Genomic DNA, 16,131 nt, shown 5'->3' with positions numbered 1-16,131 from the left:
TCCTTGCGCGGATGCGGTTGTTCCTGGTGTGGATGGTTGGCTTCAGACGCGTCTGATCTCGCCGCCCTGTCGTCGCTCGCGAATCCTTGCCGCGGTGCGGCTGGCGGCGGCCCGGGTGCCAGCGTACGCACCGACGGCGGCCGAAACTGCGTTCGCGGTGATGGCGCTGGTGACGACACGGGCCGCGAGCGAAGCGCCACCACCGGCAAGGCCGCCAGCGATGGCGGGGAGCTGGAGGGCGATATAGGCGGCAAGACCAAGTACCGCGCTGATCGCGACGGCACCGACGATGATGGCGCCGCCGGACGCAGCATCAGCACCATATTTCTCGACGAAGCCTTGAACCGACGTGAGCATCAAGCCGACAAGGGCGACAACGAGCACATGCAGGATCAGGAAATTTGCAACCTGTCGTGTCCAAGCCTCAGCAAAGGGCCGCGTCGCGTCGAACAGCGCCAGAGCGATGAAGATCGGCCCGAGCGCGATGACGATCGCCAAGCCAACTTTCGCGTAGAGCAGGATTGCGAACTGCAGAAAGCCTGAAACGGCCGTGAAGACGAGAAGGATCGCGGCGATCAAAGCTGGTGCAATGTCCGTGAGGCCTGCTCGATCGTAGATCTTTTGGGCGACCTCGATCCCCTTGTTCAATAGCTTGTCGAAGGGCGCACCCGAGTTCGCATCAAGGGCCGAACCCGCAAGAGCGTTTCCAATCTCCTTGGGCAACGACGTGAAGAAGAGGTCGGTGACATATTGCTGGAAAGAACTCGCATTCGACGCGAGAAGCACGATCAGGACGAGCCTCATCGCTCGCCAGGCAAACTCCTGGATCGGCTCGGCGATCGCGCCGCGCATGACCGCAAAACCGTACAGTACGACGTAGAGGAGGACAGCGACCCGTAGCGGTCCATCGACGAAGGTCGCGAGGTTCGAGACAGACGTCGACACGAAAGTCGTGATTGGCTGCTCGAACTCCTTCAGGAACTCGTCGAAGACGTTAATCGCCATCTCAATTGCTCGCGCGCTTCAGGGCAGTGTCTCGACCCCAGATCATCACTTTGCGATTGGCTTCCTCCGCATTGCGGCAGGTGGCATCTGACCTCAGGTCGCCAGGATTGGCTCGGCAGCGCGCCAGCGCAGCTTCGTGATCGGGTGCGTTCGCGAGGAAGAAGGGCACGTCACGGATCGGCGCCGGCTTCGCGTGCTCGGCTTGCTCGTCGCCACAGCCGGAGAGAGCCATCGTCAAGAAGGCGGCGATCAGAGGCCGGCTCATCGGAGAGCAGCCTTCATTTCGTCGACCAACTGTCGGCGCCGTTCCTCCGCGCGCTGACCGTCCATCTCGCCGCGCGCCTGCTGGACCATGGCGAGGCCCTGCATGCGCAAGACCTCGTTCTGCAGGAGCGCCTGTTCGGCCTGAATGCGGGCGGAGAGGTCGAGCACGTCCTTGGCGTCCTTGGACGCGGTGATCTTCTGGCGAAGTTCCTCCAGCCCATCGATGCGCTTTGAGGCCGTGTCGTAGACGCTCTGCCCGATCGAGTGCTTGGCCCCGGTCTGGCGGGCAATGCGGTCGAGCTCGCTGCGATAGAAGGAGTTCGCGTCGCCGCCCTGGTAGGCGCGATTCTGATCGAGATAGCGATCGACGACGCTGGCGAGCGAACCACCGCCGCCGGAGACGAGCTTCTCGATCTCGCCGAACTCCTTCGGCAGGTGTTTCCGGAATTCGTCGCTGCCCAGGAGCGAGGCGACGTCGTTGACGTCGGTCAGCTTGTTGAAGGATTCGTAAAGCTGCTTCGCCTGCGTGAGCTGCGCCTGCATCGTCTTGATCTGCTCGGTCAGCTTGCCGATCTGCTCGACATGTTTGGCGATCGCGCCGGCGTCGAACACCGGTACACCCTGCTGGGCGAAGCCATGTGCGGGCAGTCCAGCCAATGCTGCTGCAATCAGGAGGCGAGACACTCTCATCGTTCGATCCTTCTCTCGGCATGGAAGCGGGGCAGGAATGCTGCGGGATCGTCGCCAACCTCCGCACGGAGGTGGTCGAGCAGTTCGACGGTTTCGGTGCGGCCCGACAGCACGGCGAGCGCCTCATCCATCCCGCCAAGGTCGAGTTCCGTGACGACGGACTGGCCGTTCTGCTTGATCAAGAAGCGCCGGCTCTCGACTGAGAGCTCCTCCTTGATCAACCGAAACTCGGTCTCGGTCAGGTGGAAACCATCGACATAGTCGGAGCGTGTGCCGCGCGGGTTCGGCATGAAGATTTGCGTCGGGCACTGCTCGACGATGGTGTGGGCGATCGGGGACGCGAGCGCATCGCGCGGCGACTGCGTCCCAAACACCATGACGCCGTTCTGCTTGCGGATGGTTTTGAGCTTGTCGTTGGCGAGGGCTCGGAAGGCGTCATCGCCCAGCGCCTTCCAGAATTCGTCGATGTCGATGATGATGCGGCGGCCGTCGATGAGTTGCTCAACGCGGTGGAACAGCACCATCATCAGCGGTGTGCGCACGACCGAGTGATCGAGCACATCCGTCATGTCGAAGCCGATGAAATTGGCATCGAGCGCGATCGCGTCTTCCTCGGCATCGAGGACCCAGCCGAGCGGCCCACCCTGGCACCAGCGATCAAGCCGGGCGCCGATGCCCTCGCGATCCTGCTGGCCGAGAAAAGCGCGCAGCGCCGACAGCGAGCGTTCCTCTTGGGGCAAGGCCCGCATTGCCTCGAGGCCGGAATCGATCCGCTCCTCATCGACGACGGAGAGTGGCTTGCCCTCGACGGTGACGAGTTTTCGGACAAGCTCGCCCAAGAACGAAAGATTGGTCGGCGTCAGCTCAAGCGCCTTCAGCGGCGCGCAGCCGGTGGGCACGCCGTTCTTCAGCGTGAGATAGGTGCCTCCCGAAGCGCGCACGAAGATTTCGGCGCCGCGGTCCTTGTCGAACATGACGCGTTGGCAACCGAACTTCTCCGCCTGTGCGAGCAGGAAGTTCTGCAGCACGGTTTTGCCGGATCCCGACGGGCCGCAAATGAAGGTATTGCCGAGATCGCCTGCGTGGAACGAAAAGTGATAGGGCGAGCCCGATGCCGTCTTCAGCATCGCGACGGACGGTCCCCAGTGATTGCCCTCGGACTTGCCGGCCGGATAGCTGTGAAACGGCGACAGGGCCGCGAGATTGCGCGAGGTGATCGCGCCCGAGCGAGCTCGGTGCTTGAACAGGCCCGGCATCTGCGCCCAGTAGGCGGCCTCCAGCCCGAGATCTTCGCGCGCGACGACAGCGCCAGCCTCGGCCAGTACGCGGCGAGCTTGGGCCATTGTCTCCAGAAGCGCTTTCGGGTTCTCGGCGCGCACCAGCATCGAGAGATGGTGATCGCCCATGACGAAGCGATTGGATTCCAGATCATCCAGGGCGTCGTTGAGATCGTCGATCTGGGAGGCGGCGACATCCTGGGTCGAGACGAGCTGGTTTTGCTTGCGAGTCAGCACGGTCTTGGCGTCGGCCTTCGACAGGAAGGCAAAGCTCTGCGAGAGCACGAACTCGAACGGTGCTGACAGCAGGCCGTTCAGCATGCCGGGCTTGGTCGAGGCCGGATATTCCTTCAGGCCGAACATGCCGGCGAACAGCGAACCGCCCGCCGCGCGAACCTCGATCGCCTCGCGGCCGAAGATGACGCGGTTGGTGTAGACCGCCGATCCGATGCGGCCTTGTGGCAGGGCTGTCGGCAAATCCTCGCTGGATGCCAGCAGGTGCAGGAGCCGCATCGGCTCAGAGAACAGAATGCCGTCTTGCTCGACGAGGCAAAGTTGTCTTGCATCGTAGCGGCCGAGCGCGGCCGTGAGGTCGCGAGCCGCCTCGTTCAGCCGCTTCAGGGCGGCGGCATCGACCTCCCCTCCCCCGCGGCGCGCCTGGCCCAGCCGGGAGACGAACCCAACCGCAGCTTCCGCACGATCCCGGCCGGGATGAGCGACAATGGTGAGATAGAGCTCGTTTCGGAACAGCTTCGTGCCCTTAATCGTCCCTCGATACCCTTGGTCGAGATCGCGGGCGAAGGCGGACGAGAACTCACCCTCCGGATATGAGCTGTCGCTGCGCCGGATCAGATGCGTCCAGAGCGCCAGGCGATCATCGGCGAGATTGCGCAGGGTCAGATTGAGTTTTGCGTGCAGATCATTGAGATCGCCGATGTCAGCGGTCTCGAAGGCAATGCCGTCGAGACGGATCGTCGTCATCAGCGCCCGCGTCGAAAGACTAATCACGGTCTCGGTGACGTGCCGGACATAGGGCAGATGAACGTCGGGCTCGATCTCGCGAGCCATCAGGCGGGCCGCGTCAGCCATGAGCGATCTCGCGAATGTTGAAGCGTCGCACGAGGCGCAAGGGCGTCGGCGACGATCCGCCCCAGGAGGCGCCGTTGCGCGCGCGGCCGCGTGTTTCGAGCCAGGCGACGAGCAGGCGAAACTGGTTGGGATCGTGTCGGCAGATCGCGCGGCAGATCAGGTGGATCGGCAAGGCGATCAGCCCGTAGACGATCGATCCGGCCATCAGGAACAGGATGCAGGATGCCATGACATTGATGGCCATCGCCTCCATGGTTACGCCCGCGATCATCGCAGGCCGCGTGCATGCGAGAAACAGCGTGTCCTCGGTCAGGCGCTCGGGTGCGCTCGTCATTGCGGCCGCGCCTCAGGTGCCGCCCGTCAGGGTCGAGACGATCTCGGACGCGCCAAACACGATGGCGACACCGAGCACGACATAAGCCGCCTTGCGCAAATCGAGATAGCCGAACATCCAGGCGATGCCGACGATGATGACTGCGAGCGTCGCCAGCAATCGCGCGACATTGCCCGTCAGCATCGTGACGATGTTCTGCAGCACGCCCTCGATATTGGCGGTCTGGGCCAGCGCGGGTTCCACCGCAACGAGAACAAGCACAGCCGCCATGGCTGCAGGCGCGGCAAATGGACGAAGCGGGACGGACATAGCAAAAAGTCTCCAAGGCAAACGGAATCGATGCCGCACGTCACGTGCGGTCGGGGGCAATGAAATTGGGCTGGTTTAGCGGCTGTAGATCAGCAGCGATGAGCCGCGCCGCGCGCCATAGACGCTCCAGGATGGCGGGTCCTTGGCGGATGCGATTTCCTCGTTGGGAGCTACGGGCTCCTTCCCCGGATCTGCGGCGGTGTCCGGTTTGGGCATCGCAGCAGTTGGCCGGTCGACCCGGACAGATTTGAACGAAGCCATCGCCTGTTCGCTTGCGAGGTCTTCGTTTAATCCGCGTGAGACGAGCCGCGTCTGACGCTCCACAAACACGCGCCCGACGCCGGCGATGTGGGCGCATGGGTCGAACGCCGTCGCCACCGTGAGGCCGGCGTCATCGAGGTCGCGCGCGTCAAGCTGCGCCAGGCCGATCCGGACAGGCTGTGCTGCGACCGATGCCTCGCTTGCAAGAGCGATCGCCTCAGGTTTCGAGCCGGCTAGAATTCTAATCGGCCGCTTGCCCGCGATCGTAACCAGCAAGGGCTCGAACTCGCTCGCCTGGCGCATGATCGCGGCGACCGGCTTCGCCAGCGCCGGCGACGTGCATCGCTCGATCAATGTCTTGATGTCTGCGGCCTCCATCAGAATCGCACCCGCGTGCTGATGCCGTCGGCTCCGGTGACATCGATGAAATTGGGTTGAGCGCGATGGCGGACCGCCTGGATGTCATGCGGCTGGCAGGCTTCGTCCGCGAGGTCGCAGTCGCGAACTGGCTTGCTCGAGACGCAAGCCGGCTGCGTCGCGCCATCGCGCCCAAGCTCGCGCAGGACGTATCCATCCTGGCATGGCTCGTAAGGGTCGTACCCGACCGGCGAGGTGCTCTGGCCTGCGGCCGAACAGGTCGGAAAGGCCCCTCCCCGCTTTAGATGCGACCAGAGCCGGGTCACCGGCGGAACGCAGGCCGCGTATTGGGTCGGCCCGCCCGGATTGGCGAGGCACAGCAGGACGGTGCAGCCCCAATGGTCGGCGCGGGCAGCGCCGGCCGAGAAGCCAATAAGTCCGGCGGCAAGAAGCGTGGTCCTGATCATGTGCGGTGCCGTCACGCGGCCAGCGGCAGCGGCATGTCGATCGGCAGAACCGGTGAACCGAGGCCGCCATGGTGCCGGATCGCAGCGAGCACGCCATCCGCTATCGGCAGCAATCCTGCCACGGCGACGGTGGATTCGATGCGCCGCGGCGCGCCGAGACGCTCAAGCGTCCACCCTGCCCGCCGGAGAATGCGCTCCATGCGCAGATCAGTCACAGTCGCTATCGACGCCAGTCCCCTCGCCTCGCCCCATTCGAGCATGGCGGCAAACAGCATGAACGTCGCCTGCCGCAGTCCGCCATCGGTCATGGCGTCGGTCAGCTCGGTGTCGACGCAGAAGCGTGAACTTTCGGCGATGAGGTCAGAGCGCGGCGCAGCAGCGCTGTCCAGAAGCTCCGGAAACGTGTCGGCCAGCATGTTGGGGCCTGTCGTCGGAAGCAGCCGCACACACCCCAGCACTGCGCCCCGATCAACTACGGTCAGGTAGGTCGCATTCAGCGTGTCATAGCGGTCCATCTCGAGATCGCCCGTGGTCGCCACCGACCAGTCGAGGCGGTCCTTGAACACTTTTCGCCGCACACGGTGCATGCCCATCAGCAGCGAAATGTTGTCGCCATATCCGGCACGGGTCAGTTCGACGACCTCCATGGCCACCTCCGAATCGTTGATCTGGCACCAATCAATCAGACACGGGCTCCGATCGAACCTGTCAGATCTGACAGGGTGGATTCGCTCCAAAGTTGTGGCCCCTCTATCGCCACATCTTCGCGGCAAAGGCCGTTCGCATCGATCGCAAGAGGATCATCAGGCGCGTGAAGCAAGGCGTCGTTGCCAAGGGTACCCAGATGAAATCAGTGGAATTGGCCTATCAGGAACTCGTCGACGGTCTGCATTCGTCAGCGGCGGAATCGGAGTTCGGGCGTGTCGGCCAGCGCGTCGCCGAGAGCATGGGGTTCCGGTACTTTGCCTATCTCGGCTTCGGCGAAACCGATCCGGTTTTGATCTCGTCTTATCCCAAGCGCTGGAGCGAGCATTATTTCACGGAAGGCTATCAGGACGTCGATCCCGTCGTCGCCTTCGCTCGAAGCGGGCGCTCCACACTGCGGTGGACCCGCGAAGCTGCGCGTCAGTTTCCGCTGCGCGCCCAGAAGCGGCTCTTCGACGACGCCGACGAGTTTGGCATCCGCCATGGCGTCTCTGTCGCGATCGCCGGCGGCTTCAATCGGTTCGCCGCCTTCACCTTCGCAGTCGACGAGCTGAGTTCAGCCCATGGAAGGATGGTCACCGAAGCGAACGACATCGTCCAACTGATCGGGCTGACATTCCATGCTCACGCCGATGCGAAATTGGGGCTGCGGTCTCCGCCCAATGACGCGGCGCCCCTGACCCAGCGCGAGCGGGAATGCCTGACATGGGCTGCTCGCGGAAAATCGATGGAGGCGACCGCCATGATCATGGGGATCACGCCGCGGGCGGTGAAGTTTCATCTCGATAATGCGCGGGCGAGCCTCGGCGCTGATACGCTGCCGCAAGCCGTCGCGATTGCTCTTCGCGGAAAGACGATATCATGAGACGCGCTATGCCGCTGGGCTGCGGATCTGGTGGCTATCAGCGACTGAGTCGGAAATGTTTTCGGAAAAGCTCACGTCTGCGGCTTGGGGATCAACGGCTTTTGATAGCGGGCTGCCGGAGCACAAAGGCGCATCAGCCTGCTCCTAGTATGCTGATTCTGCTAAAGGAACTCAAAAGATAGTTTGCGTTCGCGCTGCCGCGCAGGCTGGTGCGTTAAGATTCTGTTAACCTCATTTTTGTTGTGCGAGCGAGAGAATCGGACATACTGGCGCCAAATCGGCAAAAGATGCCGAATTGGCGCTATTTGGTCTGGCATCCGAAATATGAACGCTCTCGCTCCGTTCGAGTTTGACGATAAAATTCTCCAGCAGGGCGCAGAGATATCGCGCAAGCTGAATCAACTTCGTCTGGAGAAATTTCCGCCCAACGCCCAGAAGACGCTGAGGCGTTTCCCCATGGCGGAGGTCGCCCACTATCTCGGCGTCAGTCCCAACAATCTCAAGCGCCTTCACCTCGAAGGCAAGGGGCCGGAGCCTTCAACTGGGGCTGGGGGGCGTCGCTTCTATACCGCTGAACAAATGCTCGAGCTGCGGCATTATCTCGACAAGAACGGCCGGTCTGAAGTCAAAAAATACGTCCCTCACCGTAAGCCGGGTGAGAAGTTGCAGGTCATTGCTGTCGTCAACTTCAAGGGCGGCTCAGGCAAGACCACTACGGCGGCGCATCTGGCGCAGCACCTCGCCCTGACTGGGCATAGGGTCCTCGCCGTCGATCTGGATCCGCAGGCTTCATTGTCGGCGTTGTATGGATTTCAGCCGGAGCTCGACAAGAACCCGTCGCTTTATGACGCGATCCGCTACGACGATCAGCGCAAGTCCATTCGGGACGTTATCGTGCCGACGAATTTTCCGTCACTGGATGTTATTCCTGCAAACCTTGAGCTACAGGAATACGAATACGACACGCCCTTGGCGATGCAGAATTCTGCGGAGGGCAAGCGCTTCTTCACGCGCTTCGGCAATGCGCTCAAGGAGGTCGATTCTTCCTATGATGTCGTCGTCGTCGATTGCCCGCCCCAGCTCGGCTACCTGACGCTGACAGCGCTAATCGCCGCGACATCTGTGCTCATCACCGTTCATCCGCAGATGCTGGACCTCATGTCCATGAGCCAATTCCTGCTGATGCTCGGGAATATCGCCAAGACCATCAAGGACGCCGGTGCCGAGGTTCGCATGGACTGGCTGCGCTATCTCATTACCCGCTTCGAGCCGACGGATGTGCCGCAGGTTGAGATGCTCGGCCTCATGCAGAGCATGCTCGCAGCGGAAATGCTGAAGGCCCAGATGGTGAAGTCTACCGCGATCTCGGATGCGGGTTTGACGAAGCAGACGCTCTATGAAGTGGAGCGCGCGAACTTCACGCGTGAGACATATGACCGCGCGATCGAGTGCATGGATGCGGTCAATTTCGAAGTGCAAGGGCTCATTCATCAGGCATGGGGGCGGCTGTAATGTTGACCGCCGTAAAAACGGTTGAAAACGGCTTCTATTTCAACGGCATGCGCCCGATGAGGAGGCGGCGGAGTGGCTCGTAAAAATCCTTTCGCAAATTTGCTGGCCAAGGATTCTTCTTCCGAGGAGCAGCCCGTGCTCGACTATGCGGTCAAGGGTGCGTCGAAATCCTTCCTGAATTCTCTCAACGAAATCACGGCACGCGCCGACAGGCTCATGGAAGGCGAGCCCATAGTCGAACTCGATCCCGATAGCGTCGATCCCTCCTTCATCAAAGATCGTCTCGAAGAGAACGAGCAGGAGTTCAATGAGCTCCTAGAAGCTATCCGCGCGCGCGGACAAGACAGCCCGATTCTGGTGCGCCCTCACCCGGCCTCGGGCGAGCGCTATATGGTGGTCTTCGGCCATCGTCGCCTGAAAGTAGCCAAGCTGCTGGGCCGCAAGGTCCGGGCCGTCATCAAGGAGATGAAGGACCGGGAACATGTCGTTGCCCAGGGCCAGGAGAATTCGGCCCGCGCGAATCTCTCCTTCATCGAGAAGGCGTTGTATGCCTCCGAATTGGCGAAGCTGCGTTATGACGATGACAACGCCATCGTCATGACCGCTCTTGCTCTGGACCGGTCGACCCTTTCGAAGATGCTCGCCGTCGCGGGCCTTCCAGAGAAGGTGCTGCGGGCAATCGGACCAGCGAAGGGCATCGGCCGCGATCGCTGGTATGAGTTGAAGCTCCTGCTCGAACGCCCATCGCATTACGACGCGGCTATCGCCGTGATCGAAGGCGAAGGCTTTGCTGAACTGCCCACCGAAGAGCGCTTCGCTGCGGTCGAACGCCGCCTGAAGACGAAACAGAGCCGCAGTCGCAGCGAGCCCGACAGGCAAAGTTGGGTACCGCACGACGGAGCCGTCGCGGCGGAGATGCTGGCGGAGGGGCGGAAATTCACTTTGGCCATCAAGGCCAAAGGACCGGATGCCAAAGCGTTCGGCCGTTATTTGTCCGATAATCTGGATCGTCTGTACGATGATTTCAGGCGTCGGGCGGGTGCAACCACAAACGGAGATTAGCCCGCAAAAGAAAAAGGCCCCCGAAACGATGTTCCGGAAGCCCTTCTCTGTGTCCTAAGCAAACACAGAATCGCACTTCCACGAATCACCGTCAAGAGTCTCTTGTGAGATTCAGCGCCGTTTCGGCGAGCCGATTTCCTTTGCCCTAAACGAGGCAAGGATCATGGAACCACGACTCTCGACGACGCCTTTTGGGCGGCGATCGCTCACGCTTGCCCATGTAGCAAGCCAGGCGAGCGCGAAAACGCGACCGCCGGAGAAAGCGGTCCACAAATGGAATATCTTCCGTGCGATTTGCACGGCAAAAAACGCGCTCGGGGTGCCCGAGCGCGCGCTGGCCGTTCTAGACGCTCTGCTGTCGTTCCATCCGGAAACCGTCCTCACGGGCGAGGGGTTGATCGTCTTCCCCTCTAACCACCAGCTAGGGCTGCGGGCGCACGGTATGCCAATGGCGACGCTCAGGCGTCATCTGGCGGCTCTGGTCGACGCAGGGCTGATCGTCAGGCGCGACAGCCCCAATGGCAAGCGCTACGCCCGCAAGGGCAGGGGAGGTGAGATCGAGTTCGCGTTCGGCTTCGACCTAGCCCCGCTCGTGGTGCGGGCGGAAGAATTCGAAGCGCTGGCGGACGAGGTCGAGGCGGAAGCACGGGCTTTGCGCCTGGTCAAAGAGCGCATCACGATCTGCCGGCGCGACATCGCCAAGATGATCGCGACCGGCCTCGAAGAGAGCGTCCCCACACAGCAAGCCGGGCGCGGCCCGGCCGACTGGGCTGAGATCCACGGCCTTTATCGAGGCATCATGGCGCGGATTCCGCGCAGTCCAACGCGTCTGGCACTGGAGCCGATTGCTGAGGAACTCTCGCTGCTTGCCGACGAGATCCTCAACCTGCTGGAAACTCATATTAAAACCCAAAATATGAGCGGCAATGAGTCTCAGAATGAGCGTCACATACAGAATTCAAAACCAGACTCCCTTGCTGATCTTGAACCACGCTTTCCAAAAAGCGGGGGCGGCGGATTGGAGATCACACCGGAACCGAAGCGGATGCCCGAGGGGACGTTCCCACTGGGGATGGTTTTGGACGCCTGTCCCGACCTGATCGACTATTCCAAGGGCGGGATCGCGAACTGGCGCGACTTCCTGGCGTCGGTGGCGGTGGTCAGACCGATGTTGGGTATCAGCCCGAGCGCCTGGGAGGAGGCGATGGGCATTATGGGCGAAGTTCAGGCTTCGATCGTCGTGGCGGCTATCCTGCAGCGCGGTGAGGCGATCAGCAGCGCTGGCGGCTATCTGCGGGGGCTGACGCGAAGGGCCGAGGCCGGCGAATTCTCGCTCGGCCCGATGCTGATGGCGCTGATCGGCAGCCGCAAGCGCGACAAGAAGCGAGCGTGACGGCATGGATCAGGCTGTACAGGCTTGCGTGCTGGCGGGCCTGCGTCGTTTGGAGAGCGGTTCGCTCGGCGAGGAGGTCGATAGTATCGTTTCAATCGTGCTTTGGGCGTTTTTGAGAAACAGGCTTGGGCGGTGTTGATGCTGCAGCCTCGCGCGCTTGCGTCTCCTTCTGCAGGCGCAGGTCTCGCAACCGGGCCGTGTTGGCGTCTCGGGTCTGGGCGATTGTGTCGCTTTCGGACAAGATGCGATCGCGCACCATCGATCGCGTCTGCGTCCTCAGAAACGCGTTATCGGCATCGATACGCTGCTTCGACTTTTCGTTCATGCGGGAGCCTTCGAGCTATTGCAGCGAGCGCGCGCGTCGGGATGAGGCGACAGCGCGACGACGATAGACCGTTTCACAGCCTGCCGTCCCGCTGGTTTGGTTAGAATGGCGTGGACCTGGATGCGAGAGGTAGCTCGGGCATCTCACACGAGCACCTTCGGGGATATCGCCGACACCGCTTGCCCTCTAGGAGAGTCACAGGCTAGGTGCCGATCTGGGTGACGTATCACCGGTCTGAATCAATGCGGGCTGATCGATTCAAGCTTTGCGTTGGACCCATCCTGTCGCGGCGCGCGAGATGTCGTGCATGGATGTCGTGCGCGAGACCACCCCGGGCAAACTGCAGGTGCTGGTGCTGGAGCGCCGGGACGAGGGCTGCAATCTGGCCCGCTCCTATGTGCTGGCAATCGAACCGACGCTGTTTGGTGACACCGCCTTGATCCGCGAATGGGGACGCATCGGGGCCGACGGCCGGCGCCGTCTCGATCTTCACGCCGATCATGCTGCCGCCGCTGAATCCCTCGACGTCTGGCTGAGGCGTAAGGTGGCGCGCGGCTACCGGGTTCGCTGACCGCGGCCTGTGCGGACGGGGAGGGGAACCGTCAATTGCGATCCGACCCAGCCGCCCGGATGCTTGCTCTCGCGCCAGTTTCAGGTATTCGGAGCACGCTTTCTCCTCAATCAGCGAGATTTCCAATGACCAAGAACGAACTCATCGCAGCGGTCGCCGAAGGCACCGGCCATACCAAGGCTGATATCGGCGCCGTCATGGCGTCCCTCGCCGAGGTCGCCGCGAAGGCCTTGAAAGATGGCGGCGACGTCACACTTGGCGGTATCGGCAAGCTTACGGTCGCCAAGCGCGATGCGCGCCAGGCCCGCAATCCCTCGACCGGCGCAATGATCGACGTACCCGCGAAGACGGTCGTCAAGTTCAAGGTCGCCAAGGATCTGGCCGAAACGGTCGCCTGATCTGGATTTCGTTTGGTTTGGTGAAGGTGTAGATCCGGAGATCATCATCGCTCCGCTTCTGCACTACCATTACTTATCACAGGTCGAAATGAGGTAGACCCTGCCAGTGTCAGAGATAATTTGGCGGCCTAGGAAAAACTGATAATACTCCGTCAGCCTGGAGAGCAGAATGTCCGAAATCACAGACAATGCCGAGCTTCTTGAGCTGACGACCTCGATTGTTTCGGCTTATGTTTCGAACAATAACGTTCAGCCGGCCGACCTCGTCGGCTTGATCGCGAGCACCTATTCGGCGCTTGCGGGGCTTGGCTCGGAGGCGGTCCCTGCTCCTCCTGCCGCTCTGATCCCAGCCGTCCCGATCCGAAAGTCAGTGACGCCGGATGCGATCACCTGCCTGGAAGACGGCAAGAAGTTCAAATCCCTGAAGCGTCACCTCAACACCTTCTATGGCCTGACGCCTGAACAGTATCGCGTAAAGTGGGGCCTGCCTGCGGACTACCCGATGGTTGCTCCCGCCTATGCCGAAGCGCGCTCCGCGCTCGCCAAGTCGATGGGTCTGGGTCGCAAGGCGGCGGCCGTCTCCGCGCCGAAGCCGGCACCTCGCCCAAAAACGACCCGCGCCAAAGCATCGGCGTGATCCTCTCCGCCGGCCCGGCGGGCACGAGAGAGGGCTCTGGCACTCATCTGTCAGCTGGTCGCCGCCGCTTGCGAAAGATTGGCGCCTCAGATGGCCAGCCTTGCAGCCTTTCCGAGCGCCTGATCCGCATCGTTATAGTACCGCGATGCCTGCTGAACCGACCGGTGCTGCGATTGGCGCATCGCCGCGGGCAGGGCGACGCCGTTGCGGGCTGCCTCGGTCAGATAGCCTGATCTCAGGCCGTGAGCCGAAAACTCGACCGGATCGAGCCCTGCCATCGCGCAGCGGCGCTTCAGGATGAGATTGACGGCCTGTGGCGTCAGCGCGCGGTCATCTATGGCCTCCCAGCGGTCGATTGCCCGAAACACTGCCCCCTTCTTGATGTCAGCCCGCTCGATCCACTCGCGCAGGGCCGCGACCGGTGCGCCGATCAGCAGCACGCGCGCATCTTCGTCGGACTGTGTCGTCTTGGTTCGACCGAGCGCGATCGCCATACAGGGCAGGCGAGGCGAGTTTGGATCATCGGGATCGAGCGGCGCATCGGCCTCAATGGTGAGCTGCTCGAGCCGCAGTCGCGCGACTTCGCTGCGCCGGCGTCCGCCCGAGGCGAAGGCGACGAGCAGGATGGCAAGATCGCGCGTATCGGCGAGGCGGTCGGTCTGGCAGGTCGCGATTAGCCGGTCCAGAATGTCGCGCGTCACAGCGCGCTTGCTCTTGCGGCGGCGGGGCCGAGCACTGGCCCGGACCGCCAGACGCACGCTGGTGCGGATCGCCGGCGTCCCGAGCGGGCTCTCAAGCCCCTTCCAGCGATGCAGCGTCGCCCAGTGAGCCAGGCGCCGTTTGACGGTCGAGCTCGCATGGGGTCCGTCAGAACGTAGATGGTCACCGGCGCGGAGAGCTTCATCCACGTCGGCCGGCATGCCATGCGAAGAATCCTCGGCGCGCCGCGCCGGATCCCAGAGGTGATGGGCGACGAACTTCAGTGCCAGAGCTTCCGGCGCTGGCCAGGGCAGGGGTGAGCCTGTCCCTGCGATCGACCAGGCCTCGAGATAGGCCAGATCCGAAGCGAGCGCGCGCAACGAGTTCTCACCCATGCCTTCTTTGGCCAGGTGTCGAAGCGTCGCGACGTCGTCGTCGGTTAGGAGGGTGGCGAGCTTGTCGCGGCGCTCCATCGGCAGAATGCCGGCAAGGGCGTCGAGCTGCAGGGCCCGTCGCGTTTCGGTCTCGGCCGAGAGCAGGGATATCGATGTCACGGGCGCTCCTGGTGCAGCTCGCGAAAGCCGATTTCGTCGACCGGAAGCCCGGCTAGCGTCGCTGGCGGCGTTCTGGAGCGCCAGAATCGCCGATTTTTGCGCGCCTGTCCATCACTATCGATAATAGGTTCTTATCGATAGTCAGACCTGGGCGGAAATCGATGCCTCTATGACGGAAGCTAACCGCGTGATAGCTTCCGTATCGACGATTCCTATTAAGGTTATCAATACGTTGCGATTCGGATACCAGATCCCCAATCCGCTGCACTGGAGCGACATCGCCGGCCCTCTGGCTGCTGCGGAGGATGCGCTCGCGCGTCTCGACGAGCGGCTCGCGAAGAGCCCCATCCGCGACGGCTGGATTGCGCGGACTCACTTTTCCGATGCCTGCGCCACTCTGTGGCTCGAAGGCGAGCTCGTCCATATCGATGACCTGGTTCTCCACGACGCGCGCATGGACGTCCGGGCGCCGACCCATGAGCTCACGCGCGCCCATGCCGTCCTGCGCATGCGGCGTCGGATCGCCGGCGCCGACCCGGATTGGGCACTGTCGCCGGCTGGTCTCGCGGTCCTGCGCGGCGGCCGCGCGGCGAACGATCCCGCGCGGGGGAGGGGAGGGGAGGCTCTTCCCGACGAGGATAACGGCGAGGAAGACGAGCCGGTCAAAAACCAAATCGCGGCCGACGATCCCCTTAATGAGCTGTTCGCGGCGGTCGACGCCGCGATCGCTAGTGCGGATCGCACGCTCGCCGGCGACACGGCCCGCCCACCTGAACGCGATCCGCTGGTCTATGATCTCGATTGGGATGAGGACGCACGTCTCGCTGAATGGCGAGCGGTCCTCGACTGCACCCGAACAGTCCCGCCGACGCTGGCGGCTGCAATCGCCGCACAAGCCTGGTCCGATATCGCACCGCTCCAGCATACGCCCTGGCTCGGACATCTGCTCGCGGCGGCGCTGCTGCGCGAGCGCAGCAAAGCCCGTGCCCATCTGCCGTGCCTGTCGGAGGGGCTGAAGACGATCCCGCGCGAGCGCCGGCAGCCGCGCGACGCAGCCGGCCGGCTGCGAGTCGAGCTCGAGGCGATTGCGGCGACGGCGGAAGCGGGGTTGAAGAGCCACGATCGCTGGCTCGCGGTCCGCAACATTCTTGCGCGCAAGCTCGACGGCCGCCGCTCCACTTCCCGGCTGCCGGCGCTGCTCGACCTTGTGTTGAGTCGGCCCGTCGTCTCGGCCGGTATGATCGCCGACGAATTGAAGGTCACGCCTCGGGCCGCCCAGGGCCTCGTGGCCGAGCTTGGCTTGCGCGAGGCGACCGGGCGGGGGAGCTACCGTGCCTGGGGAATTCTATAGAGAATA

At 62.7% G+C, this 16,131-nt stretch carries 19 protein-coding genes; 8 read left to right on the top strand and 11 right to left on the bottom strand.

Going from position 1 to position 16,131, the window contains the following annotated elements; genetic code table 11:
• Positions 1 to 42 precede the first annotated feature (42 nt).
• From GV161_RS13730 to GV161_RS13690, 9 genes are all read right to left on the bottom strand, one after another.
• The gene (locus tag GV161_RS13730) at positions 43 to 1,005 is read right to left on the bottom strand and encodes a type IV secretion system protein (RefSeq protein ID WP_152014014.1); all 963 of its coding nucleotides are present in this window, start codon (positions 1,003 to 1,005) and stop codon (positions 43 to 45) included.
• 1 nt (position 1,006) lies between these two features.
• Positions 1,007 to 1,270 carry an EexN family lipoprotein gene (locus GV161_RS13725; protein WP_152014015.1) on the bottom strand — a complete coding sequence of 88 codons (264 nt, stop codon included), beginning with the start codon at positions 1,268 to 1,270 and terminating at the stop codon, positions 1,007 to 1,009.
• Positions 1,267 to 1,959, bottom strand: a complete 693-nt coding sequence (gene virB5, locus GV161_RS13720) for a P-type DNA transfer protein VirB5 (protein ID WP_152014016.1) — start codon at positions 1,957 to 1,959, stop codon at positions 1,267 to 1,269. Before virB5 ends, GV161_RS13725 begins: the two co-directional genes overlap by 4 nt.
• Positions 1,956 to 4,325 (bottom strand): VirB4 family type IV secretion/conjugal transfer ATPase, encoded by a 2,370-nt coding sequence (locus GV161_RS13715; protein ID WP_152014017.1) that lies wholly within the window; start codon positions 4,323 to 4,325, stop codon positions 1,956 to 1,958. The genes virB5 and GV161_RS13715 overlap by 4 nt, the downstream gene beginning before the upstream one ends.
• Positions 4,318 to 4,659 carry a type IV secretion system protein VirB3 gene (locus tag GV161_RS13710; protein WP_152014018.1) on the bottom strand — a complete coding sequence of 114 codons (342 nt, stop codon included), beginning with the start codon at positions 4,657 to 4,659 and terminating at the stop codon, positions 4,318 to 4,320. The genes GV161_RS13715 and GV161_RS13710 overlap by 8 nt, the downstream gene beginning before the upstream one ends.
• A gap of 12 nt (positions 4,660 to 4,671) precedes the next feature.
• On the bottom strand, positions 4,672 to 4,968 hold the full coding sequence (locus GV161_RS13705) for a TrbC/VirB2 family protein (protein WP_152014019.1): 297 nt from the start codon (positions 4,966 to 4,968) through the stop codon (positions 4,672 to 4,674).
• 75 nt (positions 4,969 to 5,043) lie between these two features.
• Positions 5,044 to 5,607 carry a type IV secretion protein gene (locus tag GV161_RS13700; RefSeq protein ID WP_152014020.1) on the bottom strand — a complete coding sequence of 188 codons (564 nt, stop codon included), beginning with the start codon at positions 5,605 to 5,607 and terminating at the stop codon, positions 5,044 to 5,046.
• Complete coding sequence (locus GV161_RS13695; protein ID WP_152014021.1) at positions 5,607 to 6,053, bottom strand: hypothetical protein; 447 nt, start codon at positions 6,051 to 6,053, stop codon at positions 5,607 to 5,609. The genes GV161_RS13700 and GV161_RS13695 overlap by 1 nt, the downstream gene beginning before the upstream one ends.
• Positions 6,054 to 6,064: 11 nt before the next feature.
• Positions 6,065 to 6,700 carry an acyl-homoserine-lactone synthase gene (locus tag GV161_RS13690; RefSeq protein WP_152014022.1) on the bottom strand — a complete coding sequence of 212 codons (636 nt, stop codon included), beginning with the start codon at positions 6,698 to 6,700 and terminating at the stop codon, positions 6,065 to 6,067.
• A 92-nt stretch (positions 6,701 to 6,792) separates the two neighbouring features.
• Here GV161_RS13690 and GV161_RS13685 point away from each other — a divergent pair, with 92 nt between their 5' ends.
• The 4 genes from GV161_RS13685 (at position 6,793) to repC (ending at position 11,590) form a co-directional block, all read left to right on the top strand.
• Positions 6,793 to 7,623: a LuxR family transcriptional regulator gene (locus GV161_RS13685; RefSeq protein WP_152014023.1), complete on the top strand. Its 831-nt coding sequence runs from the start codon at positions 6,793 to 6,795 to the stop codon at positions 7,621 to 7,623.
• Positions 7,624 to 7,947: 324 nt separating this feature from the next.
• Positions 7,948 to 9,135, top strand: coding sequence for a plasmid partitioning protein RepA (gene repA, locus GV161_RS13680; RefSeq protein WP_152014024.1), 1,188 nt, complete (start codon positions 7,948 to 7,950; stop codon positions 9,133 to 9,135).
• Positions 9,136 to 9,207: 72 nt separating this feature from the next.
• Positions 9,208 to 10,197: a plasmid partitioning protein RepB gene (repB, locus tag GV161_RS13675; RefSeq protein ID WP_152014025.1), complete on the top strand. Its 990-nt coding sequence runs from the start codon at positions 9,208 to 9,210 to the stop codon at positions 10,195 to 10,197.
• Between the two features lie 163 nt (positions 10,198 to 10,360).
• Positions 10,361 to 11,590, top strand: coding sequence for a plasmid replication protein RepC (repC, locus tag GV161_RS13670; protein ID WP_152014026.1), 1,230 nt, complete (start codon positions 10,361 to 10,363; stop codon positions 11,588 to 11,590).
• 91 nt (positions 11,591 to 11,681) lie between these two features.
• Here the strand turns inward: repC and GV161_RS13665 are convergent, their stop codons facing one another.
• The gene (locus tag GV161_RS13665; protein WP_152014027.1) at positions 11,682 to 11,915 is read right to left on the bottom strand and encodes a hypothetical protein; all 234 of its coding nucleotides are present in this window, start codon (positions 11,913 to 11,915) and stop codon (positions 11,682 to 11,684) included.
• Between the two features lie 307 nt (positions 11,916 to 12,222).
• Between GV161_RS13665 and GV161_RS13660 the strand changes: the two genes are divergently transcribed.
• The 3 genes from GV161_RS13660 to GV161_RS13650 all read left to right on the top strand — a co-directional run bounded on the left by GV161_RS13660 (position 12,223) and on the right by GV161_RS13650 (position 13,521).
• Complete coding sequence (locus tag GV161_RS13660; protein WP_152014028.1) at positions 12,223 to 12,486, top strand: WGR domain-containing protein; 264 nt, start codon at positions 12,223 to 12,225, stop codon at positions 12,484 to 12,486.
• Between the two features lie 125 nt (positions 12,487 to 12,611).
• Positions 12,612 to 12,884 (top strand): HU family DNA-binding protein, encoded by a 273-nt coding sequence (locus GV161_RS13655; protein WP_152014029.1) that lies wholly within the window; start codon positions 12,612 to 12,614, stop codon positions 12,882 to 12,884.
• Between the two features lie 169 nt (positions 12,885 to 13,053).
• Entirely contained in the window at positions 13,054 to 13,521 is a 468-nt protein-coding gene (locus GV161_RS13650) for a MucR family transcriptional regulator (RefSeq protein WP_152014030.1), read from the top strand.
• A gap of 86 nt (positions 13,522 to 13,607) precedes the next feature.
• Here the strand turns inward: GV161_RS13650 and GV161_RS13645 are convergent, their stop codons facing one another.
• Entirely contained in the window at positions 13,608 to 14,774 is a 1,167-nt protein-coding gene (locus tag GV161_RS13645) for a site-specific integrase (RefSeq protein WP_244624021.1), read from the bottom strand.
• 169 nt (positions 14,775 to 14,943) lie between these two features.
• On the opposite strand from GV161_RS13645, the gene GV161_RS13640 reads away from it, so the two are divergent.
• The gene (locus tag GV161_RS13640) at positions 14,944 to 16,125 is read left to right on the top strand and encodes an RHE_PE00001 family protein (protein WP_193219531.1); all 1,182 of its coding nucleotides are present in this window, start codon (positions 14,944 to 14,946) and stop codon (positions 16,123 to 16,125) included.
• The last annotated feature ends 6 nt before the right edge of the window (positions 16,126 to 16,131 follow it).

This window comes from Bosea sp. 29B, assembly GCF_902506165.1.
Taxonomy (GTDB): domain Bacteria; phylum Pseudomonadota; class Alphaproteobacteria; order Rhizobiales; family Beijerinckiaceae; genus Allobosea.
Note: the sequence above shows the minus strand (reverse complement) of the source record. Positions and strands in the feature narration are given on the sequence as shown.